The sequence below is a fragment of the Microbacterium sp. LWO12-1.2 genome (genome assembly GCF_040675875.1).
Classification (GTDB): domain Bacteria; phylum Actinomycetota; class Actinomycetes; order Actinomycetales; family Microbacteriaceae; genus Microbacterium.
Window position 1 is genome coordinate 3025261 of sequence record NZ_JBEGII010000001.1, and the last position, 23728, is coordinate 3048988.

General features: G+C 68.4%; 25 protein-coding genes. 6 read left to right on the forward strand and 19 right to left on the reverse strand.

The window, feature by feature from the left end; genetic code table 11:
- Positions 1-110 precede the first annotated feature (110 nt).
- Both MRBLWO12_RS14465 and MRBLWO12_RS14470 read left to right on the forward strand, forming a co-directional pair.
- Positions 111-1484 (forward strand): APC family permease, encoded by a 1374-nt coding sequence (locus tag MRBLWO12_RS14465; RefSeq protein WP_363556650.1) that lies wholly within the window; start codon positions 111-113, stop codon positions 1482-1484.
- A complete protein-coding gene (locus MRBLWO12_RS14470) occupies positions 1468-1695 on the forward strand; it encodes a multidrug transporter (RefSeq protein ID WP_363556652.1) in 228 nt (75 codons plus the stop codon). The genes MRBLWO12_RS14465 and MRBLWO12_RS14470 overlap by 17 nt, the downstream gene beginning before the upstream one ends.
- A 29-nt stretch (positions 1696-1724) precedes the next feature.
- On the opposite strand, the gene corA is transcribed toward MRBLWO12_RS14470, so the two are convergent.
- Together corA and MRBLWO12_RS14480 are read right to left on the reverse strand one after the other, a co-directional pair.
- Complete coding sequence (gene corA, locus MRBLWO12_RS14475; protein WP_363556654.1) at positions 1725-2741, reverse strand: magnesium/cobalt transporter CorA; 1017 nt, start codon at positions 2739-2741, stop codon at positions 1725-1727.
- 39 nt (positions 2742-2780) lie between these two features.
- Positions 2781-4061, reverse strand: a complete 1281-nt coding sequence (locus MRBLWO12_RS14480; protein ID WP_363556656.1) for a serine hydrolase domain-containing protein — start codon at positions 4059-4061, stop codon at positions 2781-2783.
- A gap of 86 nt (positions 4062-4147) precedes the next feature.
- On the opposite strand from MRBLWO12_RS14480, the gene MRBLWO12_RS14485 reads away from it, so the two are divergent.
- Both MRBLWO12_RS14485 and MRBLWO12_RS14490 read left to right on the forward strand, forming a co-directional pair.
- Positions 4148-4462 (forward strand): DUF2470 domain-containing protein, encoded by a 315-nt coding sequence (locus MRBLWO12_RS14485; protein WP_363556658.1) that lies wholly within the window; start codon positions 4148-4150, stop codon positions 4460-4462.
- A gap of 74 nt (positions 4463-4536) precedes the next feature.
- Entirely contained in the window at positions 4537-5184 is a 648-nt protein-coding gene (locus MRBLWO12_RS14490) for a heme oxygenase (biliverdin-producing) (RefSeq protein ID WP_363556660.1), read from the forward strand.
- Between the two features lie 76 nt (positions 5185-5260).
- Here MRBLWO12_RS14490 and MRBLWO12_RS14495 read toward each other — a convergent pair whose 3' ends face one another.
- Positions 5261-6655 (reverse strand): ATP-dependent DNA helicase, encoded by a 1395-nt coding sequence (locus MRBLWO12_RS14495; protein WP_363556662.1) that lies wholly within the window; start codon positions 6653-6655, stop codon positions 5261-5263.
- A 115-nt stretch (positions 6656-6770) separates the two neighbouring features.
- Here MRBLWO12_RS14495 and MRBLWO12_RS14500 point away from each other — a divergent pair, with 115 nt between their 5' ends.
- Positions 6771-7841 carry a hypothetical protein gene (locus MRBLWO12_RS14500; RefSeq protein WP_363556664.1) on the forward strand — a complete coding sequence of 357 codons (1071 nt, stop codon included), beginning with the start codon at positions 6771-6773 and terminating at the stop codon, positions 7839-7841.
- A gap of 2 nt (positions 7842-7843) precedes the next feature.
- Here the strand turns inward: MRBLWO12_RS14500 and MRBLWO12_RS14505 are convergent, their stop codons facing one another.
- The 3 genes from MRBLWO12_RS14505 to MRBLWO12_RS14515 form a co-directional block, all read right to left on the reverse strand.
- Positions 7844-9847 carry a cytochrome c oxidase assembly protein gene (locus MRBLWO12_RS14505; protein ID WP_363556666.1) on the reverse strand — a complete coding sequence of 668 codons (2004 nt, stop codon included), beginning with the start codon at positions 9845-9847 and terminating at the stop codon, positions 7844-7846.
- 117 nt (positions 9848-9964) lie between these two features.
- On the reverse strand, positions 9965-10252 hold the full coding sequence (locus tag MRBLWO12_RS14510; RefSeq protein ID WP_017203554.1) for an HU family DNA-binding protein: 288 nt from the start codon (positions 10250-10252) through the stop codon (positions 9965-9967).
- 181 nt (positions 10253-10433) lie between these two features.
- Positions 10434-11018: a TetR/AcrR family transcriptional regulator gene (locus MRBLWO12_RS14515; RefSeq protein WP_363556668.1), complete on the reverse strand. Its 585-nt coding sequence runs from the start codon at positions 11016-11018 to the stop codon at positions 10434-10436.
- 171 nt (positions 11019-11189) lie between these two features.
- Between MRBLWO12_RS14515 and MRBLWO12_RS14520 the strand changes: the two genes are divergently transcribed.
- Positions 11190-12023, forward strand: a complete 834-nt coding sequence (locus MRBLWO12_RS14520) for an alpha/beta hydrolase (RefSeq protein ID WP_363556670.1) — start codon at positions 11190-11192, stop codon at positions 12021-12023.
- 133 nt (positions 12024-12156) lie between these two features.
- On the opposite strand, the gene MRBLWO12_RS14525 is transcribed toward MRBLWO12_RS14520, so the two are convergent.
- The 13 genes from MRBLWO12_RS14525 to MRBLWO12_RS14585 form a co-directional block, all read right to left on the reverse strand.
- Positions 12157-12981 (reverse strand): type IV toxin-antitoxin system AbiEi family antitoxin domain-containing protein, encoded by an 825-nt coding sequence (locus MRBLWO12_RS14525; protein WP_363556672.1) that lies wholly within the window; start codon positions 12979-12981, stop codon positions 12157-12159.
- A gap of 281 nt (positions 12982-13262) precedes the next feature.
- Positions 13263-13568 (reverse strand): 30S ribosomal protein S14, encoded by a 306-nt coding sequence (gene rpsN, locus MRBLWO12_RS14530; RefSeq protein WP_017829734.1) that lies wholly within the window; start codon positions 13566-13568, stop codon positions 13263-13265.
- A 3-nt stretch (positions 13569-13571) separates the two neighbouring features.
- Positions 13572-13742, reverse strand: coding sequence for a 50S ribosomal protein L33 (rpmG, locus tag MRBLWO12_RS14535; protein WP_017203558.1), 171 nt, complete (start codon positions 13740-13742; stop codon positions 13572-13574).
- Positions 13742-13978: a 50S ribosomal protein L28 gene (gene rpmB, locus MRBLWO12_RS14540; protein ID WP_141873427.1), complete on the reverse strand. Its 237-nt coding sequence runs from the start codon at positions 13976-13978 to the stop codon at positions 13742-13744. The genes rpmG and rpmB overlap by 1 nt, the downstream gene beginning before the upstream one ends.
- Positions 13979-14113: 135 nt before the next feature.
- A complete protein-coding gene (locus MRBLWO12_RS14545; RefSeq protein ID WP_363556674.1) occupies positions 14114-14863 on the reverse strand; it encodes a DNA-3-methyladenine glycosylase in 750 nt (249 codons plus the stop codon).
- A gap of 1 nt (position 14864) precedes the next feature.
- Positions 14865-16772 (reverse strand): hypothetical protein, encoded by a 1908-nt coding sequence (locus MRBLWO12_RS14550; RefSeq protein WP_363556676.1) that lies wholly within the window; start codon positions 16770-16772, stop codon positions 14865-14867.
- Positions 16762-17553 carry a TIGR03943 family putative permease subunit gene (locus MRBLWO12_RS14555; protein WP_363556678.1) on the reverse strand — a complete coding sequence of 264 codons (792 nt, stop codon included), beginning with the start codon at positions 17551-17553 and terminating at the stop codon, positions 16762-16764. Before MRBLWO12_RS14555 ends, MRBLWO12_RS14550 begins: the two co-directional genes overlap by 11 nt.
- Entirely contained in the window at positions 17546-18565 is a 1020-nt protein-coding gene (locus MRBLWO12_RS14560) for a permease (protein WP_363556680.1), read from the reverse strand. The genes MRBLWO12_RS14555 and MRBLWO12_RS14560 overlap by 8 nt, the downstream gene beginning before the upstream one ends.
- 32 nt (positions 18566-18597) lie before the next feature.
- Positions 18598-19014, reverse strand: coding sequence for a Fur family transcriptional regulator (locus tag MRBLWO12_RS14565; RefSeq protein ID WP_363556682.1), 417 nt, complete (start codon positions 19012-19014; stop codon positions 18598-18600).
- A gap of 161 nt (positions 19015-19175) precedes the next feature.
- Entirely contained in the window at positions 19176-20027 is an 852-nt protein-coding gene (locus MRBLWO12_RS14570; protein WP_363558614.1) for a metal ABC transporter permease, read from the reverse strand.
- Positions 20028-20050: 23 nt separating this feature from the next.
- Positions 20051-20857, reverse strand: a complete 807-nt coding sequence (locus tag MRBLWO12_RS14575) for a metal ABC transporter ATP-binding protein (RefSeq protein WP_363556684.1) — start codon at positions 20855-20857, stop codon at positions 20051-20053.
- Between the two features lie 89 nt (positions 20858-20946).
- A complete protein-coding gene (locus MRBLWO12_RS14580) occupies positions 20947-21939 on the reverse strand; it encodes a metal ABC transporter solute-binding protein, Zn/Mn family (protein ID WP_363556686.1) in 993 nt (330 codons plus the stop codon).
- Positions 21940-22044: 105 nt separating this feature from the next.
- Positions 22045-23721: a glycoside hydrolase family 13 protein gene (locus tag MRBLWO12_RS14585; RefSeq protein ID WP_363556688.1), complete on the reverse strand. Its 1677-nt coding sequence runs from the start codon at positions 23719-23721 to the stop codon at positions 22045-22047.
- Positions 23722-23728 lie beyond the last annotated feature (7 nt).

Consider the following 23728-nt stretch of genomic DNA (forward strand, 5'->3'; position numbering starts at 1 on the left):
ACGGAGCCCGGAGAATCACCGGAACGGGTGCGCGTGGAGCGACGCTGCAGCCGCTCGGAGCGGTGTCAACCCCGTCGCCGTACGCGCATCGCCGCACATAGCGTGTGCGGATGACCACCGAGATCGCTCCCGCCGCGGAGACCCCCACCCGGCTGCGCAGGGCGATCACCGGCCCTCTCCTGTTCGCCTTCATCCTCGGCGATGTGCTGGGCGCCGGCATCTACGCGCTCATGGGCGTGCTGTCCGAGAAGGTCGGCGGGATGCTGTGGGCACCGCTGCTGCTGGCCCTGCTGCTCGCCCTGCTCACCGCAGGCTCCTACGCGGAGCTCGTCACCAAGTATCCGAAGGCCGGAGGCGCCGCCGTCTTCGCCGAACGGGCGTTCCGCAGCCCGCTGGTGTCGTTCCTGGTCGGCTTCAGCATGCTGGCGGCCGGTGTGACGAGTGCGGCCGGACTCGCTCTCGCCTTCGCCGGCGACTACCTGAGCACCTTCGTCGATCTTCCGACGATCCCGGTGGCGATCGCATTCCTCGCCGTCGTGGCGGCGCTGAACGCCCGCGGCATCCGCGAGTCGCTCGGAGCCAACCTGGTGATGACGGCGATCGAACTGAGCGGCCTGGTCATCGTGGTCGTGGTCGTGGCGATGTTCGTCGGCGGCGGCGGGGGCGACATCTCCCGCGTCACCGAGACTCCGGAGGGCACCAGCGTCGCGCTCTCGGTGCTCGCCGGCGCCGTGATCGCGTACTACTCCTTCGTGGGGTTCGAGACGTCGGCCAACATGATCGAAGAGGTGAAGGACCCGCGACGCACCTATCCGCGGGCCCTCTTCGCCGCGTTGTTCACGGCGGGAGCGGTGTACGTGCTGGTCGGAGTCGCGAGCTCGATCGCGCTGCCGGCGGCGGAGCTGCAGGAGTCCAGCGGTCCGCTGCTCGCCGTCGTGGAGGCCACAGGGGTGAGCATCCCGTCCTGGCTGTTCAGTCTCATCGCACTGATCGCGGTCGCCAACGGCGCGCTGCTGACGATGATCATGGTCAGCCGCCTCACCTACGGGATGTCGGAGCAGAAGCTCCTGCCCGCCGTGCTCTCCCGTGTGCTCCCGAAGCGGAAGACGCCCTGGGTCGCGATCCTGGCCAGCACGCTGGTGGCCATGGGCCTGACGCTGATCGGCGACCTGGCCACGCTCGCCGAGACGGTGGTGCTGCTCCTGCTCTTCGTCTTCCTGAGCGCGAACGTGTCGGTGCTGGTGCTGCGGCGCGACCGCGTCGAACACGACCATTTCCGAGTGTGGACGTTCGTCCCCGTGCTCGGCATCGGCTCCTGCATCCTGCTGCTCACCCAGCAGCGCCCGATCGTCTGGTTGTTCGGAGCGATCCTGCTCGCGGTCGGCGCCCTGCTCTCGCTCCTGGCCCGCTGGGGGCGCCGGCGCGCGGAGAACACGACCCACACCCCCGATATCGAGGAGAAGCACCATGACGAAACCCGATGACAGCTCTGCCGACACCACGTCCGTGCCCGAGATGACGAGCGAGGAGAAGCGCCACGACCAGCTCACGGCCGCGCCAGACGCCACCGAAGCCGACGCGGCTCCGCGCATCGAGGTGACCGAGCGCGACGGCGTCACCCGCATCGACATCGCCCCGGATGCGGCCGTGCGACCCGGCCCCGGCCCAGGGATGCCCGACGCCGATGAGGGCTGACCACTCCCGCGCCCCCTGTCCGAGGGGCGCTAGAGCCAGCCCTTGCGCTTGAAGACGGCGTACAGCCCGAGGCCCATCGCGAGCATCATCGCGATGGCCATCGGATACCCCAGCACCCAGTGCAGCTCAGGCATGTGGTCGAAGTTCATGCCGTAGATCGTTCCGACCAGCGTCGGCGCGAACAGGATCGCGGCCCAGCCTGAGATCTTCTTGACCTCGTCGTTCTGGCGGATGCTCAGCTCGGTCATGCGCCGCATCTCCTCGTTCTGCCGGCGCGCGACGATCGTCGACTCCACCGTCAGGGCGTTGTCCAGCACCGTGCGGAAGGTGTTCGCCCGGTCGGCGACGCGCAGAGTGTGGTCGAGCACGTCGCGCAGGTACCGCTGCAGCTCCTCGTCGACCAGGTACTTCTCCGAGCCGCGCAGCAACGCCTCCAGCATCCCTGACAACGGCTGGGTCGCGCGCTGGAAATCGATGACCTCGCGTCCGAGCTCGTAGATGCGCTGGGTGGCATCCACGCCGTCCGCGAACAGCTGGCTCTCGATCTCGTCGATGTCGTTCTCGAGCCCCGCCAGCACGGGCGCGTACTCGTCGACCACCTCGTCGAGGATCGCGTACAGCACCGCTTCCGGTCCCCGGGCGAGCAGCGCCGAATCGCCCTCGAGTCGACGGCGCACCCGCCCCAGATCCGGCGATTCGGCATGACGGATCGTCACGACGAAGTCCGGCCCGACCACGACGTGCACCTCACCGAACTCGACCTCCTCGGCATCGTCGAGGTATCGCGCAGGGCGCAGCACCATGAAGAGCACGTCGCCGTAGCGCTCGAGCTTGGAACGCTGATGTCCGGCGAGTGCATCCTCCACGACGAGCGCGTGGATGCCGAACTCGTCGGCGACCTCGCGGATCTCCTCCTCGCTGGGCCGGTACAGACCGATCCAGCTCATTCCCTGCCGCTCGCGCATCCGCTCGAAGGTCTCGCTGAGGCTCTTCGGATTCGCCGTGCGGATGCCGTCCACGTAGATCGCGTTGTCGATGATCGTCATCGCCGCTCCTTCAGGACGTCGCCGCAGGTCGGGCCGGGATCACTCCGCGGGAGGCGCGACGCAGGTGATCGCATTGTCTGCGATCGCCTGGTGGTACTGCTCCGCAGTGAACGGCAGCCCGAACTCGGGGGCGGTCTGCCCTTCCGCCGCGGGTGCCTTCGAGGCGATCGCGGCGAGCTCGAACGAGAGGTACGCGGCGATGCTGCCCGCCATCGTGGAGTCGTTGAGCACGACCGCCACGGTGAAGCCGGTCGTGGGATCGGAGTAGGCGGCCGTCGCGTAACCAGGGGTCCAGCCGTGCTGACCGATCATCGATCCGATCAGGATCGCACCGCCGGTCGCCTGGTTCCACGACGGAGCGGTCTCGCTCACCGGCAGAGGGGAACCGAACCGACTCGGTTCCTCCTTCGTGCGCAGCACCTGCGATGCCTCCGCCTGCACGTAGCGGCCGAGGTCGGTGATGGTGGAGACCACACCGGAATCCGTGAACCCGCTGCTCGCCGACAGCGTGGTGATGTCGGCTGGTGCCACGCAGTTGTACCCGCCCTCGACGGCGTTCAGATAGTGGCCGTTCAACACGGGTCCGGTCGACGGCGGAGCGGCCGCATCGCCGGGCAGCGAGGTGTTCGGCAGCCCCAGAGGCTCCGTGACGTACTCCGCGATCAGCTCAGAAGCGGACATGCCCGACGCGCGCTCCAGCGCGAGCCCGAGCAGCAGATAGCCCGCATCAGAATCGCGGTACGTGGTGTGCGGTGCGATCCGCTCGCGCGCGAGGCCGTAGCCGGCGAGCTCCAACGGAGCCCACACCCGCCCCGGTGTGTTCATCCACGCCGACTTCACGGTGGCCTCGGAGGAACCGGCACCGCTGGTGCCGTTGCAGAGGTCGAGGAGGGTGATGTCCTTCATGTCCGCGACGCCGGAGACGTACTCGGGCACAGGGGCGTCGAGCTCGACGGTGCCCTCGTCCGCCAGAGCGTAGAGCACATCGCAGGTCATCAGACGGGTCACATCCGCGATGCGGAACGACATGTCGGTGTCGACGGGGGCGCCGTCCTTCTCGGTCGTTCCGATGCCGGTCACCCAGGAGCCGGCCCATGGCACCCAGACGCCCACGATCGCTCCGGTGGCACCCGAGGCGACCAGCGCACTGTCGACGGCCGCCTGCATCGCGGCGACCGTGTCGTCGGGGAGGGCGCCGTCGACCTGAGCGGGCGGCGTGTACGTGAAGGAGTCCTCCGCAGTACAACCGGTGAGGACGAGACCGAGCACGACCGCAGTGGCCGCGGCGGCGCGCCACCGGCGCGACGAGAGAAGCTGCATGGAAGGTACCCCCGAGAAGATGTCTCCCGAGTCTAGAACGCGGATGCTGAAAGACCACCCCGCGCGAAGCGCCATAGGGTGTGAATGTGCCCCACTCCTTCGATGCCGATGTGACCGCCGCCGTGCTGCGTCACATGAACGGCGACCACACCGACGACAACCTCCTGATCGCCCGCGCCTTCTCCCCGGCAGACGGCGGCGCGATCACGGCATCCGTGATGACGGGCTTCGACGGCGACGGCGGCCGGTGGGATGTCACGCGCGACGGCATCACCTCCGAGCTGACGGTGGCGTGGCCAGGGGGCCCGATCTCCGACCGCCCTGCGGTGCGCCGTGAAGTCGTCGCGATCTACGATGCCGCGTGCGAGCGGCTGGGCATCGAACCCCGCCCGCACGACTGATCCCGAGGATCCGCACCGGGAATTCATGTGTCGCGGGGTTTCGTGACTACTTAGGCAACCCTTACACTGAGGTCATGTCCGAGATCCTCTCCTTCTCCGCCGCCCTCCGGGAACGTTCCTCCGGATCGCACTCGCGCAGCGAGACCGCCGGCTTCATGTCCGACCTCCTCAAGGGCGAGGGTTCTCGCGAGGACTACATCTCTCTCGTGGCGCAGCACTACTTCATCTACGACGCTCTCGAGGGCGTCGGCGAGCGCATGCGCCAGGACCCGGTGGCATCCGTCTTCCTCAGCGACAAGCTCACCCGCCTTCCTGCGCTCGAGGCCGACCTCGCGTTCCTGCTCGGCGCCGACTGGCGCGAGCAGATCGTCGCACTGCCGACGACGCAGCGGTACGTGGACCGCATCCGTCAGGTCGGAGCGACCTGGCCGGGCGGCTTCGTCGCACACCACTACACCCGCTACCTCGGCGACCTCTCGGGCGGCATCTTCATCGGACGCGTGATGGCCCGCCGCTTCGGCTTCGAGACGAACGGCATCGGCTTCTACCTTTTCGACGACATCGCCGACCCCGCCGCGTTCAAGGACGTCTACCGCGAGCAGCTCGACTCCGCTCCCTGGGACGAGGCGGAGCGCGAGCGCGTGATCGATGAGGTCCTGCTCGCCTACCGGTTCAACACGGAGCTGTTCGAGGACCTCGACCGGGCACGCGCCGCGGCCTGAGCTGTCGAGCCCTTCGACAAGCTCAGGGACCCACCGGACTGGGTCGCTGAGCCTGTCGAAGCGCCCCTGTGCCCCCTCAGCTCTTCGGGATCTCCGGCGTGGACGCCGCCAGCCAGGCGTCGCGCATGAACCGACGCACGTCCTCGTCGACACGGATGTCGCGCGGACGCAACGCGCGCGACAGGTACAGCCCTTCCAGCGAGGTCAGCCGACTGAGAGCCACATAGGTCTGACCCGGCGCGAACGCCCCGGAGCCGAGGTCGATGATCGCGCGCTCGTACGTCTTGCCCTGGGACTTGTGGATCGTCACGGCCCACGCCAACCGCAGCGGGAACTGCGTGAACTCGGCGACCACGTCGCGGCTGAGCTTCTTGGTGTTCTGGTCGTACGCGTAGCGGAAACGCTCCCAGACGGCCGGTTCGACGTCGACCTCCTCGCCGTCGATGTCGACGCGCACCGAACTGCCGAGAATACGCAGCACTGTGCCGATCGTGCCGTTCACCCAGCGCGGAGGCTCACCCGACATGGCGGTGTCGTTGCGGAGGAACATCACCTGCGCCCCGACCTTGAGCTTCAACTCGGCTTCGGCGGGCAGCGATGCCTCTCCGCGTCCGAAGTCACCACTGACCTCGGCGCGCGCCGTCTGCTCTTTGCCGGCGAGCGCGGCGAGGTGTCGGCTGTTGGTGCTGTTCACGATGTCGTTGCGCGTGGCCAGAGTGATCATCGGCACCTCACCCGGCTCAGGCTCAGGGGGCTTCCGCGCGCCTTGAGTGTTGAGCACTCCGGCGATCTCGGCCGTGACCCTTCCGTAGCGCACGGCATTGAGCATGGCCTTGAAGCCGTCATCCGACTGACGGTGGATCTGCACCAGCTCGCGCACGTGCAACTTCGCGCGAGTGTCGACCTCGAAGAGGCCCTGCTGGTCGGAAGAGCCGGTCCCCCCTGAGCCGCCCGCCCACACCTTCGCATCGAAAAACCAGAACGAGCGGTAGTGGTCCTGCACGTAGCGGGCCTCGTCGCCGCGCGGAGGCACGGGTGCGAGCTGATACGGGTCGCCGAACATCACGACCTGCACCCCTCCGAACGGCTCGCCGCGGCGGCCCCGCGCCTGGCGCAGCGATCGGTCGATCGCATCCATCAGGTCGGCGTTGACCATCGAGATCTCGTCGATCACGAGGGTCTCGATCGCGTTCAGGATGCGGCGGGTCGCGTCGTTCTGATCGATGTCGCCGTCGCCGATCAGGCCGATCGGCAGACGGAACAGCGAGTGGATCGTCTGCCCCTCGACGTTGAGCGCTGCGACCCCGGTGGGCGCGCAGATCGCGATCTGCTTCTTGGTGTTCCAGGCGAAGTACTGCAGCAGTGTCGACTTTCCCGTACCGGCACGTCCGGTGATGAACACATGCTCGCTGGTGTCCTCGATGAGACGGAACAGCTCATGCTGCTCGTCGGACAGGGCGGGAATCGACACGGTTCTCTCACGGGGAAGCGGATGGATGCAGAGGCTCCCCCATGCTACGGCCCGGTTTCCGCCCGCGCCTCGCAACGCTCGGCATCGTCTCAGGACGCACTCCTAGACTGGCGCCATGAACCAGGTGGAGACGAAGGCGCCTCGGCGCGCCCGTCTCGCCGTCGACCTCGCGATGCTGACCGTCATCGGGCTGCTCCTGGTCGCCGCCATCGGCGCCGGCGGCGCCACGCTGTACCAGCAGTTCTACAGCCCGTCCGCGTTCGTCACCCGCTACCTGGACCTGCTCTCGGCGGGACGGGCGGCCGATGCGCTGCGCATCCCCGGAGTCGCGATCGACCGCGAGACCCTCGCTCAGGCGGGCGTCGATGCGGGGGCATCGGAGGCGATGCTGCGTCACGCCGCTCTGTCGCCGCTGACCGATGTGCACGTCGACGCGGAGAAGCCCGTCGACGGCGGAACCGCGGTGACCGTCAGCTACCAGGCCGGCGGGCATGAGGGGACCACCACCTTCCTCATCGCCCAGGACGGCTGGGCGGGCGTCACCCCGAACTGGCGATTCGTGACCAGCCCGCTGGCCGTCGTCGACCTCACCGTCCGCGGCGCCGACCAGTTCGCCGTCAACGGCTTCGAAGTGGATCGCCGGCAGATCTCGACCGCGGGCGCCGAGGCCGAGGCTCTCGATCCGCTGTCCCTCCTCGTCTTCACCCCGGGTCTGTACTCCGTGACAGTCGACACGGCGATCGCAGAGGCGAGCGGCATCGGCGTCCTCGCCGACACCCCGCTCGCGATCACTCCTCTCGACGTGCAGACGACGCCGACCAAGGAGTTCGTCGGCGTCGTGCAGGAGCGCGTCGAGGAGTTCCTCACGCAGTGCACGTCACAGGAGGTCCTCCAGCCCACCGCGTGCCCGTTCGGATTGCAGGTCAGCAACCGAATCGCCTCCCTGCCGAAGTGGTCGATCGCACAGCAGCCTCAGGTGACCGTCGCCCCGGACGGCGGGCAGTGGCAGATCCCTCCCGCTGACGCCGTGGCGCGCGTCGAGGTCGAGATCCAGTCGCTGTTCGACGGCTCGGTCGAGGCCGTCGCGGAAGACGTCCCCTTCCAGGTCAACGGCTCGATCGTGATCCTGCCGAACGGCTCCGCATCGATCCGCGTCGGATCACCCGGCGAGCCCGAAGCGGACTGAGCTCAGCGGGCGCGCTCCGCCTGACGGCGATCACGCTCGGCGAGCGCCGCGAGCTTCGCGTTGTACTCCTCGAGCTCGGCATCGCCCGTGCGGTCCGCGTGCCGATCTCCGCGGCGCTGCACCTTCGTGTCGTCGCGGCTCCACTGGATCGCGACCGTGATCGCGAGGATCAGCGTGGGGATCTCGCCGATCGACCAGGCGATGCCGCCGCCGATGTACTGGTCTTCCATCGGCGAGGGTCCCCAGGTGCGCCCCATCGACCCGAACCAGTCGGCGACCATCAGCCCCTCCTGCATCATGATCGCCATGCCGAAGAAGGCGTGCATGGCCATGACGGCGATGAGGGTGATCAAGCGGCCGGGGTATGGCAGACGATACGGCACCGGGTCGGCGCCGATCAGGCTCATGACGAACAGGTAGCCGGAGATCAGGAAGTGCGCGACCATCCACTCGTGGCCGAGGTGCTCGTACATCGACCAGCGCACGAGGTCGGTGAAGTAGAACGCCCACAGCGACAGGATGAAGATCGCCGCCGCGACGAACGGATGCGTGACCACCCGGGAGAACGGCGAGTGCACGGCCCACATGATCCACTCGCGGCCGCCACGGGTGCCATCGTTCCGCTTGTTGATCGCGCGCAGGGCGAGCGTGATCGGCGCTCCGCTGACGAGCAGCAGCGGGATCGCCATCGACAGCATCATGTGCCCGAGCATGTGCACGCTGAAGAGGTACTCCTGGTACGCGTTGATCGGACCTCCGGTGACCCAGACCAGCATCAGCATGCCCAGCACCCAGAAGATGGTGCGGTAGATCGGCCAGCGGTCGCCACGGCCGTGCAGGCGGATGACGCCGGCGAGGTAGAAGAACAGCCCGAATCCGGCGGCGACCAGCCACAGGATGTCGATGTCCCACGACGTGAACCAGCGGTCGATCGTGAACTCCGGCGGCAGAGCGGTGCGCGTCAGCACTTCGGCGGGGGTCTGCGCGAACGCCACCTCGCCGGTCGGCGGAGGGGTGCGCGCCAGCGCGGCCGCGGCGCCGGACGCCAGGCCCATGAGTGCGACCTCGCACAGGACCAGCATCCAGAACCAGCGGGAGGCGCGCTCACCCGAGAGCTTCGGGATCAGCCGCGCGCGGTACCAGGCACCGAGCAGTCCCATGCCTCCCAGCAGCACGACCTTGGCGATCAGGATGACGCCGTAGGGCGTCCACAGCGCGCTCCAGTCGCCGAGCGCGACGACCGAGCGTGCGACACCCGACACCGCGACGACCACGAACGCCGCGATCGCGAGGGTCGAATAGCGGGCCACGACGCGGGGGGTGTCGACGTCGGGTCGACCGCGGAGTACCACCAGCAGCAGCAGTCCGCCGAGCCAGACCGCGGCGCCGATCGTGTGGAGGAGGATCGAGTTGACCGCGACGTTGTGGCCGGCGAGGTCGCCCGCGTGCCCCTGAGTGGCCAGCGGTAGGAAGGAGGCGGCCGCCAGGATCGCGGTGAGCAGGGTCGTGGTCCAGCTGCGCCATGCGAAGGCGAGAACCGTGATCACCGCGCCGAACACGGTCGTGATGAGCCACGACTGGCCGAGCGGCAGCGTCAGCAGGAAGCGGCCGAGCTGCGCCCCGAACTCCCGCTCGAGACTGAGCTGCGGGTTGAACGCCGACATGAACGCGAGGAACCCGGCCAGCCCTGCGGCGACCGTGAAGACCGCGGCACCGATCGAGGCGACGTTGAGAGCGGTGTCGAAGGACTTGTCGCCGCTGCGCAGTGCGAACAGCGCGAGCACGAGGGAGCCGAGCATCGCGGCGCCCGCCATGTTCATGAGCAGCTTCGCGATCGGCGTGCCCCAGAGCACGAACGCGCCCGGATCCTGCAGGAGCGGCGTCTTAGCGCCACCTCCGACGACGAGGGCGATGACGACGGCCACGAGCGCGGCGATGATCAGGATTGCCACGCCGGCGAGACGATACGCCGAACTCCGGCTGGTCGTATCGGCGCGGGAACTCACCCCTCCAGCCTAGGCCGCGGATCCGGGGTGTCCGACCTGTCGCGGGGCATCCTTCCCGGGGATGCACGAAGGCCGCCGCCCACAGGGGCGACGGCCTTCGAAGAGGTGCGGTCAGAATTACTTGACGGCAGCCTTCAGCTTGGAGCCAGCGGTGACCTTGACGCGCTTGCCGGCCGGGATCTTGATCTCGGCGCCGGTCTGCGGGTTGCGGCCCGTGCGGGCAGCGGTGTCGACCTGCTCGAACGAGATCCAGCCCGGGATCGAGACCTTGCTGCCCTTGGCAACAGCGTCGGAGACCGTGGCGAACAGCGAGTCGAGGACACCGGAGACGGTGGCCTGGCTCTGGCCGGTGGCGCTTGCGATGCTCGCGACGAGCTCGGTCTTGGTGATGGACTTGTCAGCCATGTCATCCTCCAGCGACGAGATCCCGTCGCATCGTTGTAGGTGTCGGAGCGGATGCTCCTGGTCGAGTGACCGCCTTGAATGTATCAACCGCCACTGACATTTCCGCGTCATTTCGCGGGTTTTGGCGATATCCAGGGCGTGTCGCACCACTTTTGTCACTCTGTTAACAGGTTTGAGGCCTTCAGCGCGGCCGATACGCGTCGATGACGGCGCGCGCCGTGCGCTCGAAAGCAGGGGCCACACGCTCCTCACCGTCGAGGTATCCGCCCACGAGAGCGGCGTCGCGCAGCAGCACGAGGGATGCCGCGACCTCCGGCGGATGCGGCAGTCCCGCCGTCTCGGCCACGCTCTGCAGCGTGCTCCGGAACCACTCCCGGTGCTCGTCGATGAGTCGGCGCACCGCGCCTTCGGCATCCGGGTACTCCGCCGCCGCGTTGATGAACGGGCATCCACGGGTGTGCCGCAGACGGATGTCGGCCGCGATGCCGTCGACCACGGCGTCGAGGAGTCCCTCCGGATCGGCGACGGATGCTCCGGCCTCGGCGAACATCGCGCGAAGGTTCTCATCCTCGTTGCGCAGATAGGCGAGGACGAGGTTCTCCTTGCCGCCGAACTGCTTGTACAGGGTGGCCCTGGTGACCTCGGCTTCGGCGATGACGCGGTCGACGCCGACGGAGTGGATGCCTTCGGCGTAGAAGAGACGGGTGGCGGTGTCGATCAGTCGCGCGCGAGCCGGACTCGGACGCTTCGACGTGGTGGTGCTCATGAGGTTCCTTCGCACGGATAGACAGAACGATTGGTCTACTTCGATGGTATCCCCCTTTCCCGTGTCGGATCCGATCTTCAGGAATAAGTTGTGGTAGATAGAACGTTCGGTCTACTATCAGTGCAACGCACTCCGGGCAGATCGCCCGGGCCGAACAGAGAGAAGAAGATCATGAGCACTTCCGCCAAGACCCCCATCGTCCTCATCCACGGACTCTGGATGACCCCCACCAGCTGGGACACCTGGGCCGAGCGCTTCCGCGCACAGGGCCACGAGGTCATCGTCCCCGGCTGGCCCGGCATCGACGACCGCACCGTCGCCGACATCCGCCGTGATCCGTCCGCTCTCAAGGGGATCGGGCTGAAGCAGATCACCGATCACTACGAGCGCATCATCCGCGCCCTGCCCGTGAAGCCGATCATCATGGGCCACTCCTTCGGCGGTGTCATCACGCAGATGCTCGCCGACCGCGGCCTCGGCGTCGCCTACGTGGGCGTCGCTCCCGGACAGACCGCCGGCGTCACCGCACTCCCCCTGTCGACGCTCTGGACCGGCACCCCGATCCTGTCGAACCCGTTCGGCCGCAACGGCGCGAAGCCGCTGTCGAAGCGCCACTTCCACTTCACCTTCGGCAACGACCTGCCCCGCGCGGCGTCCGACGCCCTGTGGGAGGAGTACGCGGTCAACTCGTACAACCGGGTCTTCTTCGAGGGGGTCACCTCCGTACTGAACGAGAAGCGCGGCGTGACGCACGTCGACTACGCCCGCACGGACCGCGCCCCGCTGCTGCTGATCGCGGGAGAGATCGACCACGTCGTGCCGCCGGCCATCGTCCGCGCGATCGAGAAGAAGTACCGCTCGTCCGGCAGCCCCGCCGTCGTCGAGCGCAAGGAGTACGCCGGCCGCACCCACCGCCTCGTCAGCCAGGACGGCTGGGAGCAGATCGCCGACGACGCCCTCGCCTGGGCCGTGGCACACGCCACATCCGCCACCGCCGCGGCCTGATGCGCGGTGGCAGGCCCGCGGGCCGGGGCCGGCCTCGATCAACATGACGGAGATCTCACGATATGCAGGAGCGGATGCCGTGATCGCTCCTGCATCTTGTGAGATCTCCGTCATTGCGCGCGAGGGCACCTGGTCACGCGAGATGCTTGCCCTGGGCGACCGCCTCCATGATCACGGCCTGCACTTCATGCCAGCGCTCCATGACCTGCTCGTAGCTGAAGCGCAGGGGAAAGTAGCCGTGAAGCACCAGCTGCGCATCGTGGGCGATGTCGCGAGTGCGTTGCGCACCGGTATGTGTCGCCCCATCTATCTGGACGACCAGCCGCTCACCGATCAGCAGATCGACCCGCCGGTCGAGGATCCACGCCTGCGGCAGCATCCGCAGTCCCATCCATCGCAGGCGGTAGACGAAGATCGACTCCAACCCGGAGTCGGCGAACGGCCGCGCCTTCGCCAGGAGTTCGCGAGCCGAAGCCGGCAGATCGAAGCCGCGGAGCCGCGCCGCATCCACGAGACCTCTGTTCATCGCCGACTCCCAGATGACCAGCGCCGACTCGAACGGCTGGCATTGCGCGATCAAGGCGAGCGCATTCACCAGCTCGTCGACCGTCGCATCCGGCGGACGCGGCATGATCGGCTTGGCCCAATGGACGACGACCTGCGATGGCACCGTGATTCTGGTGGCTTTCGGCGAGGCGGCGACATGCAGGGGCAACTCCTCCGGCACCCACAGGCCATGCCTCTTCGCCGCTGTGACGCAACTGAGGATGACGCCGCGCGCCACCGCTCCGACGACCTGCGGGTCGGCATCGGGCAGCGCCACCCACCCCTGGCGCACTGTCCGGATCGCGCCCCGCTCCTTCGCCCGTCGGAGTGAATACGCGCTCACTCCGGCCTCCCGAAGTGCGCTCAGACGCGCGACTCCCCCACGACGACGCAGTTCTCCGACGGGATCCATCGAACGATGATGGCGCGGCGACGAGGGGTGACCGATCCTCGACGCGGTGAGTGTGCAGAAGTGCTCCCAGCACTCTGAGGTGCAGGCGAACTGGCATCCGTGATTCCCTCGCACGACATGACGGAGAACGCTCGAGATGAAGGAGCGATTTCGGCAATGTGCCCTTCATCCGCAGAGATCTCCGTCGTACCGCGAGCCGCACGCCGCGGCGCCGCACCCCCGGGTACGCGAAAGGGGCGAGGATCCGAAGATCCTCGCCCCTTTCGACTGTCTGCTGAGACTTACCAGCTGGACTTGGTCACGCCGGGCAGCTCGCCACGGTGTGCCATGTCACGGAAGCGGACACGCGAGATGCCGAACTTCGTGAGGACACCGCGGGGGCGGCCGTCGATGACGTCGCGCGAACGCACGCGAGCCGGCGACGCGTTGCGCGGCAGCTTCTGCAGGCCGACGCGTGCGGCCTCGCGGGCCTCGTCGGTGGCGTTCGGGTCGACCAGGGTCTTCTTCAGCTCTGCGCGACGCTCTGCGTAACGCTCGACGATGACCTTGCGCTGCTCGTTGCGAGCGATCTTGCTCTTCTTAGCCATTGATCAACGCTCCTCTCGGAATTCGACGTGCTGACGGATGACCGGGTCGTACTTCTTGAGCACGAGGCGGTCGGGGGTGTTGCGGCGGTTCTTCTTGGTCACGTACGTGTATCCCGTACCTGCCGTCGAACGCAGCTTGATGATCGGACGTACGTCCTGAGCCTTCTTCGCCATTAGAGCTTCACACCCTTCGCGAGGAGGTCCTTGACCACGTTCTCGATGCCGCGGACGTCGATCGTCTTGATGCCCTTGGCGGACACGTTGATCGTGATCTTACGACCGAGCGACGGCACGAAATAGGTCTTCTTCTGCACGTTCGGGTCGAAGCGACGCTTCGTCCGGCGGTGCGAGTGCGAGACGTTGTGACCGAAACCGGGAACAGCTCCGGTCACCTGGCACACTGCTGCCATGATGGTGACTCCTTCTATACCGTGAGGCCGGACGGCCTCACCCAAGATCCCTTGTCTGCGTGCCACAGCCCCCTCGACAAGCGCGGGGACCCGACAGCACACGAACTGCGCACAGGAGTGTGCGCAGACAAGGAGTCAGTTTAGCACGGCCGCCGCACCGGGCGTGTCGCGTGCCGGAAGCGCCGCCACGGCGTCTGCCGCACCCCGCCCCCACCGGAACGGCGAGACCGTGCGGTCGCCGGGTATCCAGAAGCGCCACGGGAAGGCGTCCGTTCCGGCGATGCCCGCGACGCCGACCCGAGGTCCTGACGAGAACTCCGCCACGGGGTCGCCCAGCCACAGCTCGGCGCGCGCGCCGAGAAGCTCCTCCCCCGTGACGGCATCGATGCCGTCGTGGGTCGGATACCGCAGACCCACCGCCTGCCCCAGCCGACCGGGTCCGCGGGCGAGGTCGCGACGCGCCGTCACCCCGAGGGGCGGCACGGCTCCACGGCGCTGCGCGGCAGCATCCTCGCCGAACACCACCTCGCCCGCCCGCAGCAGCACGCCGTCACCCTGACCCTCCGGCCCGCACACCACGTTGACGCAGGAGTGGATGCCGTGGCTGAGGTACACGTACAGATGCCCCGGCTCCCCCCACATCGTCGCGTTGCGGTTCGTGCGCCCCATGCGCGCATGCGAACCGGGGTCGGCGAGCTCGCCCGTTCCCTGCCCGTGGTACGCCTCGACCTCGGTGATCCGCAGCCGCACCTCGACCGGCGCATCGGCATCGCCGACGACGATCGTGCGCAGCTCGGCGCCCAGCAGCCGCGGGGCGACCTCGACGGCGGATCCCCTCAGATCCGCCCGGGCCGCCCGGCGCAGTGCACCGTCCGACGCCGCCATGTCAGAACCGCGGAGCCGTCTGACACCAGGACACGTCGAAGCCGGTCAGCGCGACGATCTCCTTGCCGGTACGCAGGTCGATCAGATGCGTCTCCATGTTCTGCGGCAGGGGCAGCAGCATCTCGTCGTAGGGGTTGTTCGCCAGGTCAGGGGCGATCACGACCGCCGCGTACTGGCCGCTCGGAGACGCGCACGCCTGCAGGATCGAGTCCGTGGCCGCCACCTCTACGAGAGGTTCGGCGGTGCCGTCGTCATCGACGCGGATGATCGCCTGACCGGACGGGATGCCGTTCTCGTTGCGCGCGACGACGTGCCGCAGCGTGCCACCGGGGAACGGCGTGATGGTGGTCGCTGCACCGTAGTCGGGATCGGATGCGGCGAGCGGCACCTCCGACCCATCGGTGAGGTTCAGTTCGACGACGGCTCCGTCGAGTCGCTCCACGATCGCGGTGTAGGTACCACGAGAGACGCCCTGGATGTTGGCCGCCAGCCCGAGGGACTGCACTCCGGCGTCGCTGGAGCGGTCGACGAGCGACAGAGCACCGTCGAAGTCGATGAACAGCACCGCAGCACTGTCGGGCACGAACTGCCAGGCGAAGACGCTGGCCTCCTTGTCGGCGACCTCGATGACCTGCGGCTTGTCGTCGCCCTTCAGCGACTGGGTGACCAGCACGCTCGCGCGGCCTTCGGTATCGCTGAGTTCGCGATCGGAGTAGCTGTATCCGACGAGTCCTCCGCGTTCGGAGACCTGGACCGAACCGACGTAGCCGGTCCCGGGCAGCTCGAGCTCGCGCGGGTCCGAGCCGTCACGGTTCATCACGAGCAGTGTCGAACCGTCTTCTTCCTCGACCGCGACCACGAGCTGCGCGGACGTCGCGCGGAAGTCGTTGATCTTGTCGGCCGAGAACACGACGCTTCCCTCACCCGTGAGGTCGGTGCGGAAGACCTTGTCCTCGCCGTCGACATCACGGCGCAGCAGGAAGAAGCTCGAGGCCGGTGTCGTGATGGTGGTGGTGAGATCGGCCTTCGGTCCGCCGCCGGCGCCGACGACGTCGGACACGCGGATCTTGTACTCGGTGTCGTCGTCGAGAGGCACGGTGAAGCGGATGCCGATGCTGCGGCCGGAGGCGTCGACAGTGAACGGGGCGGCCGGTTCGACCGTGACCTGCGATGGGTCGATCGCGGCGAGCGACTGGTTCGCAGTGAGGATGACGCGGCTGCCGGACGACTCGATCGCCTGCTGAGCGTCGGACTGCACCTTCGTCACCCGCGGCCCCTGCAGCAGGCTGACGATGCCGAGGCCGGTGCCGACCAGGACCAGGATGCCGAGCACGGCGACGAGAGTCAGGACGAAGCGGCGCGACGGCAGCGTTCGCGTCGGCTGTGCGGAGCGGGGTCCCTCGGCAGAGCGGGGCCCCTCGGCGGAGCGGGGCCCCTGAGCAGAGCTGGGTCCCTGAGCTTGTCGAAGGGTGCCCTCCACGGGCGGGGATGCTTCGACAGGCTCAGCAACCCAGGTCTCCGGCTCCGCTCCCGGGGTCTCCGGCTCGGCACCCGCACCCACGACCACGGGCTCAGGGGCGAGGGGAACCGCAGGAACGGCGGTCGCCTCGACGTCCTTCCGAGCGGCAGCCTCGAAGGCGGCCATCTTCCGCGCGGCGGCCTCCTGCTCCGCGACCTCACGGTCGCCGGCCCGGCGAACAGCCTCTTCTCGCGCAGCAGCTTCGCGAGCGGCACCTTCGCCTGAAGCGGCATCCGGCTGGTCGACACCCTCTGCGGTCTGATCCGTGTGCGCGACCGCGCGGCCGATCCGCTCAGCCTCCGCCTGCTCTGCAGCTTCACGGGCAGCCCGCATCTCGGCGCGCGTCTGCGGCACCGCAGGCACGTGTGGACGTTCGTCGTCAGTACTCATACGGGTCTCCGGGCTCGTCGATCGCGACGACGTCGGTCGGCTCGATGTGCAGTGCGCCGTCGGCATCCGCGCGCACGGTTCCGGTGATCTCGACCCACTGGCCGGTCTTGTATTCGCCGGGGTCGACCTCGACCGGAAGCGTCGCGGTCTGCGCGTCGATCACACAGTGCGTGATGACCAGGCGCGTCAGGTTCACACCGTCCGAACCTGAGCCCGGGGTCACGAAGCCGGTGAGCGTGACGTCGGCGCCGTCGTAGGCGGCGGTGTTGGTGGCGGTGGCGAACACGCTGGCCCAGTCGCCGATGCCGAAGGTCGTGGTGTCGGCGACGCCGAGCGAGACGGTGTCGGCGCCCGCGAACAGTGCGGTCGATTCACCCGCGCGCGACATCGCCAGCTCCACCGACAGCGACGCAGGCGGCAGCACGAGAGCCGCGGCGACGACACCCGTGGCGACGACTCCTCCGGTCACCGCGCCGACCGTCGCGAGGGTGCGCCGTCGCGACACCGCCGGCGTCTCCTCGCTCGCGGCATCCGCGGCATCCCCGTGGTCGTGACCGTGGTCGCCCTCTGCCCCGATGGGCAGCGTGCACGACCAGATCGCACCCGCGAGGGTCACGACGGCAGCGGCACAGGCGAACCAGATCGACTCCGGGCTGATGTAGAGCGTGAGCCGTCCGGTGACCCCGAGACCCAGGGTGACGACGGCGATGACCGAGGCCAGGCCGACGCCCAGCCACCGGGTGCCGAGTGCGCGCGCGCGGGAGGGAGCCTGCTCAGACAAGGACGTTCACCCCGATCCCGATCGCGAAGGCCGCGGTCAGCACGATGCCCACGATTCCGGCGAGAGTGCGGGCGGTGAAGGTGGTGCGCATGAGGGCGAGCATCTTGATGTCGACCAGGGGTCCGACCAGCAGGAAGGCCACCAGCGCACCCGACGAGAACGTCGAGGCGAACGACAGCGCGAAGAAGGCGTCGACGTTCGAGCAGATGGCGACGGTCATCGCGAGCACCATCATGGTGACGATCGAGAGCACGGGGTTGGACCCGATGGCCAGCAGCATGTCGCGCGGGATGAGCACCTGTACCGCGCCCGCGAGCGCCGAACCGATCACCAGCGCCGGCATCACGGCACGCAGCTCGATCAGGAACTGCGTCAGGCTGCGCTTCACGGGAGTGCCGTGTTCGTGCGTGACACGGTCGCAGGTCTCGACGAAGCGCTGCGTGAGCATGCCGTCGGGATCGGGGTGCCGGCTGTAGATCCAGCCGATGAGGTTGGCGATGAGGTAGCCGCCGACGAGGCGGGCGACGAGGATGCCACCATCCCAGCCGAAGGCCGCGTGCGTGGTGAGGATCACGATCGGGTTCACGATCGGCGCCGCGATGAGGAACGTCATCGCCTCGGCCGGAGCGAGCCCGCGCATCATGAGCCCGCGGGCGAACGGCACGTTTCCGCACTCGCACACCGGGATCAGCATGCCGAGCAGCGACAGCACCGCTCGGCGCGCCCAGGCCCGCTTCGGCAGCCAGCGCTGGATCGCATCCGGCGGCAGCCACACCTGCACCACGATCGACAGGATGACGCCCAGGATCACGAACGGCAGCGCCTCGATGAGCACGCTGAGCGCGAGGGTCAGACCATCCTGCGCCCTCGTCGGCAGGGAGGCCGGGAAGAGCGTCGGGAGGAACTGGTCGATCAGGAACAGCGCCGCGATGACCACTGCCCCGACCGCGACGCCGATCCAGGGCGAACGCGGAGAAGCGGTGGGACGATGCGAATGGCCTGTGCGCGACACCCCAGGCCGGGTCCCTGAGTCTGTCCGGAGGATCACGCCGTCGCAGCCCTCTCGGCGTCACGCTTGTTGGCGCAGGGGGTGCACAGTCCGAAGATGTCGACCACGTGCGCGGCATCCGTGAATCCGTGGAGCGCCGCGGTGCGGTGCGCCCACTGCTCGACGTCCTTCGCCTCGATCTCGACCGTCAGCCCACAGGAGCGGCAGATCAGGTGATGGTGGTGGCCCTGCGTGGTGCAGGCGCGATACAGCGCCTCCCCCTCGGGGCTCTGCAGCGAATCGGCGTCGCCGGAGGCGGCGAGTCCGGCGAGGGCGCGGTACACCGTCGCCAGTCCGATGCCGGTGTTGTCGTCACGCAGCGAGGCATGCAGATTCTGCGCGCTCACGAAACCGCGCGCGTCGGCGAGTGCTTCGCGCACGCGTTCGCGCTGCCAGGTGTTCCGCTGAGCCATACCGAGAGTCTAAGCGGCGGGCATTGCCGAGGGCTGGGAACGGATGGGGCGCTGGTGGGCCGATCCGTGCGACGGATCACGGAGTTCATGACGAATCGAGGAACGGATGCCGCAGAAAGGTCCGTGATCCGTCCGGAGCTCCGCGATCCGTCGGGTCGAGGTCACGCCGCCACGCGCCGCACGCGCGCCCGCGACCGCTGCACGAGCCAGCACACCACGTAGATCGTGAACGACAGGGTCGTGATGTAGGGGCTGACGGGGAGGGTTCCGGCGAGGGCGAGCAGGATGCCGCCGACGGCCGAGACGAAGCCGAAGAGCGCGGCCAGCAGCGGTACCGCGACCGGACCGGCGGTGACCCGCATCGCGGCGGCGGCCGGCGTCACCAACAGCGCCATCACCAGCAGCGCGCCGATGATGTGCACGCTGACCGCGACGATGAGGCCGAGGAGCACCATGAACAGCAGGCTCACCGCGCGGGTCGGCACACCGCGCGCGGCGGCGGACTCAGGGTCGAGTGAGTCGAACCGCAGCGGGTTCCACATCACCAGCAGCCCGACCAGAACGACGCCGCTGATGCCGATCAGCCAGCCGAGATCGGGGCTCGACACCGAGACGATCTGGCCCGTGAGCAGGCTGAAGCGATTGGCGCTGCGTCCGTCATAGAGCGACAGGAACAGGATGCCGAGGCCGAGGCCGAACGGCATCAGCACACCGACGATCGAGTTGCGGTCGCGGGCTTTCGCGCCGAGCAGTCCGATCAGGATCGCCGCGACCAGGGCGCCGCCGAGCGATCCGACAACCACGCTGCCCCCGAACAGGAGCGCGGCCGCGGCACCCGCGAACGACAGCTCGCTCACGCCGTGCACTGCGAACGCGAGGTCGCGTTGCATCACGAAGACGCCGATCAGTCCGCCGACGATGCCGAGCACCGCACCGGCGACGATCGAGTTCGCGAGCAGGGCGACGAGCTCGCCGTAGTCCTGGAAGGAGAAGACGTCGCTCCAGTCGACCATCGGGACGATGCCGGTGAAGACGTTCATGCGGCACCTCCGTGGTCGTGGTCGTCGTCATGGAAGTGGTGGGGCTCGGCATCCGGCACACCCACGACCACCAGCCGGTCGCCGGCGCGGAGCACGAAGACCGGGGTGCCGTACAGCTCGGTGAGCACCCGCGTCTGCAGCACCTCGTCCGGCGTGCCCAGCAGGAAGCGGCCACCCGCGATGTAGAGGATGCGGTCGACGCGGCCCAGGATCGGGTTGATGTCGTGCGTCACGAACAGCACCGCTGCCCCGCGCTCACGGCGCTGGCGGTCGATGATGTCGGTCACTCCGACCTGGTTGGCGAGGTCGAGGTTCGACAGGGGCTCATCGCACAACAGCAGCGAGGGCTCGTCGGCGAGGGCTTGTCCGACCCGCAGCCGCTGCTGCTCGCCGCCCGACAGCATCCCGACCCGACGCTCGGCATAGTGCGCGGCCCCGACGGCCTCGAGCAGCCGGTCGACCTTGGCGCGGTCGCCGCGGTGGGGGATCGGGAAGCCGAAGCGGCTGCCCTGCACACCGAGAGCCACGAGGTCGCGGGCCCGCATGCTGGTGTCGGGGGCGAGCGAGCGCTGCTGTGGGATGTAGCCGATGCGCGAGTTGCCTCGGTGCACGGGCTCACCGGCGACGCGGATCGTGCCGGACGACAGCGGCTGCAGGCCCAGGATGCTGCGCAGCAGTGTGGTCTTGCCGGAGCCGGACGGCCCGAGCACGGCGATGAACTCTCCTGGATGCACCGTGAGGTCGAGCCCCGACCAGAGCTCGCGGTCGTCGCGGTGCAGCGACGCGTTCGCGATCTCGAGCACGGGGCTCGCCGCGGATCCTTCGCCGCGACCTTCGCTGGGTCCCTGTGGCCGACCTTCGCTGGGTCCCTGAGCCTGTCGAAGGGCCCCGCTCACGACTGGATCGCGGCGGCGAGGCTCTGAATCGCGTCACTCATCCACTCAGAGTACGACGATCCGTCCTCCAGCAGCTCCGTGAAGGCGACGACGGGGATGCCGGCATCCTTCGCGGCGGCCTCGACGCGCTCGGTCTCGGAGCCACCGGTCTGCGCGTTGGTGAGCAGCGCGCCGACCTCTCCGCTGTCGATCACGTTCAGCGCTTCGAGCAGCACGGCGGGGGCGACATCCGTTCCCTCTTCGACCGACTCGGCGAAGCCCTCGGGGGTGACATCCGTGAGACCGGCCGCGGCGGCGAGGTAGCCGGGAAGAGGCTCGGTGATGAAGACGTTCACTCCTTCGGCCTGCGCCTGCAGACCGGCGAGGTCGGCCTCGAAACCCTCCAGGTCGGCGGTGAGCGCAGCGGCGTTCGCCTCGAAGTCGGCTTTGCCGTCTGGGTCGATCTCGGTCAGCTCGGCGGCGATCGCCTCGACGACGTGGACCATCGTGTGCGGGTCGAACCAGACGTGCTCGTTGAAGCCCTCGATGTGGTTGTGGCCCTCGTGACCCTCGGCGTCTTCGGCGTGATCGTGGTCGTGCTCGGCTTCGTCGCCCTCCGCCTCATGACCCTCGTTGCCGGGGAAGTCGTGCGAGTACTCGACGGCGGTGACCAGGTGCGGGTCCTTCGCGTCTGCGAGCAGTGTGTCGATGAAGGCGTCGTAGCCGCCGCCGTTCTCGATCACGAGGTCGGCCTTCTGCACGGTCAGTCGGTCGCGCGCGGTCGCCTCGTAGGAGTGCGGATCCTGGGTCGCGGAAGCGATGATCGACGTCACGTCGACCCGGTCTCCGCCGATCTGCGCTGCGATGTCACCGTAGACGTTGGTGCTGGCCACGACCGTGATCGTGCCGTCATCGCCGCCACCCTCTCCCGCCGCGGGGGCGGTGGAGCATCCGGCCAGCGTCAGGGCGGCGACGGATGCGAGGGCGAGGGCGATCACGGGCTTCTTCATGCTCTCACTCTAAACGCTAATGAGAACCATTATCAAGTTGGCGGGTAGGAGATGACGCGGGGGTAGGCCGATCCCAGCCATATCGGCCTACGCCCGCTCCATCGCCTACGCTCGTGTGATCCACGCAGTGGCGTCGCCCGGCAGCGCGGAACCGTCCAACGCCGTGCTCGAGAGCACCACGTCTGCGGGATCAGCACCGAGGTCGAACGGCTCGGCGCCGAAGTTCGTCACGATCTGCCAGCCGTTCGGTCGCGCGAATCGCAGCACGTCCGCCCGCCCGGTCTCGATCCACTCCAGCTCCTCGCTCGCCTGCAGCAGGCGGCGAAGCCGCAACGCCTCGCGGTACAGCGACAGCGTCGACGAAGGATCAGCCGCCTCGACGTCGACTGCGGCCGATGCGAACCAGGCCGGCTGCGGCAGGTGGGCCTCCGCGTCACCGAATCCGAACGAGACCCCCTCCGCGGTCCAGGGCAGCGGCACGCGGCATCCGTCCCTGCCGAATCCGTCGAACTCCGCCTGGCGGAAGAACCCGGGATCCTGCCGCTGTTCCGGTGTGATCTCGGCGACTTCGTGGAGTCCCAACTCCTCGCCCTGGTAGAGGTACGCGCTGCCGGGGAGCCCGAACAGCAGCAGCGAGGCCGCCCGCGCGCGATGCAGACCCTGCTCGCGGTCGAGCTGATCCGCTGGGCCACCGGCGATGACCCACTCCGTCCCCTGCTTGACCGGGCGTCCGTTCAACGGTGCGAGTCCGTAGCGCGTCGCGTGCCGGGTGACGTCGTGGTTCGACAGCACCCACGTCGTCGACGAGCCGGTGCGCGCCGACTGCTGCAGGTTGTCGTCGATGATGCTCCGGAACTGCGTGGCGTCGAAGTCGGCCACCAGCAGATCGAAGTTGAACGCCTGCCCCAGCCCCTCGGCGGAGGCGTAGCGAGCCCGGCGCTCCGGCGTCTCGACCCAGGCCTCAGCCACCGCCGTGCGCGGAGGGTCATAGGAGTTGAACACCTCACGCCACTCGGCGTAGATCTCGTGCACATCGTCGCGGTCGAGCAGCGGATGCGTGCCCGAGGTGCGGTCCATCGCGTCGAGCTCCGCCCGCGAGGGCAGCGGCTCGCTGAGGTCCTTGGTGAGCATGTGGGCCACGTCGATGCGGAAGCCGTCGACACCGCGGTCCGACCAGAAGCGCAGGGTCTTCAGGAAGTCGGCACGCACCTCGGGGTGGTCCCAGTTCAGGTCGGGCTGCTCGACGGCGAAGTTGTGGAAGTACCACTGGCCGTCCTCGACGCGCTCCCAGGCGCTGCCGCCGAACACCGACACCCAGTCCGTGGGCGGCTCGGCACCGTCCGGCCCGGTGCCTTCACGGAAGATGTACCGCTCCCGTGCGGCCGAGCCGCGTCCGGCGGTGAGCGCCTCCTGGAACCACTCGTGCAGGTCCGAGGTGTGGTTCGGCACGATGTCGACGACGACCTTGATCGACCGGGCGTGCAGCGCCGTCACCATGGCGTCGAAGTCGTCGAGGGTGCCCAGGCGCGGGTCGACGTTCCGGTAGTCGGCGACGTCGTACCCGCCGTCGGCGAGCGCCGAGGGATAGAACGGGCTGAGCCACACCGCATCGATCCCGAGCTCGGCGAGATAGTCGACACGGGACAGGATGCCGGGGATGTCGCCCAGTCCATCTCCGTTCGCATCGGCGAAGCTGCGGGGGTAGATCTGGTACACGGCGGCCTGACGCCACCATGCCGTCTTCTCGTCTTCGCGGGTCTCGGTGAGAAGCGCTTCGGTCATGAGGGGT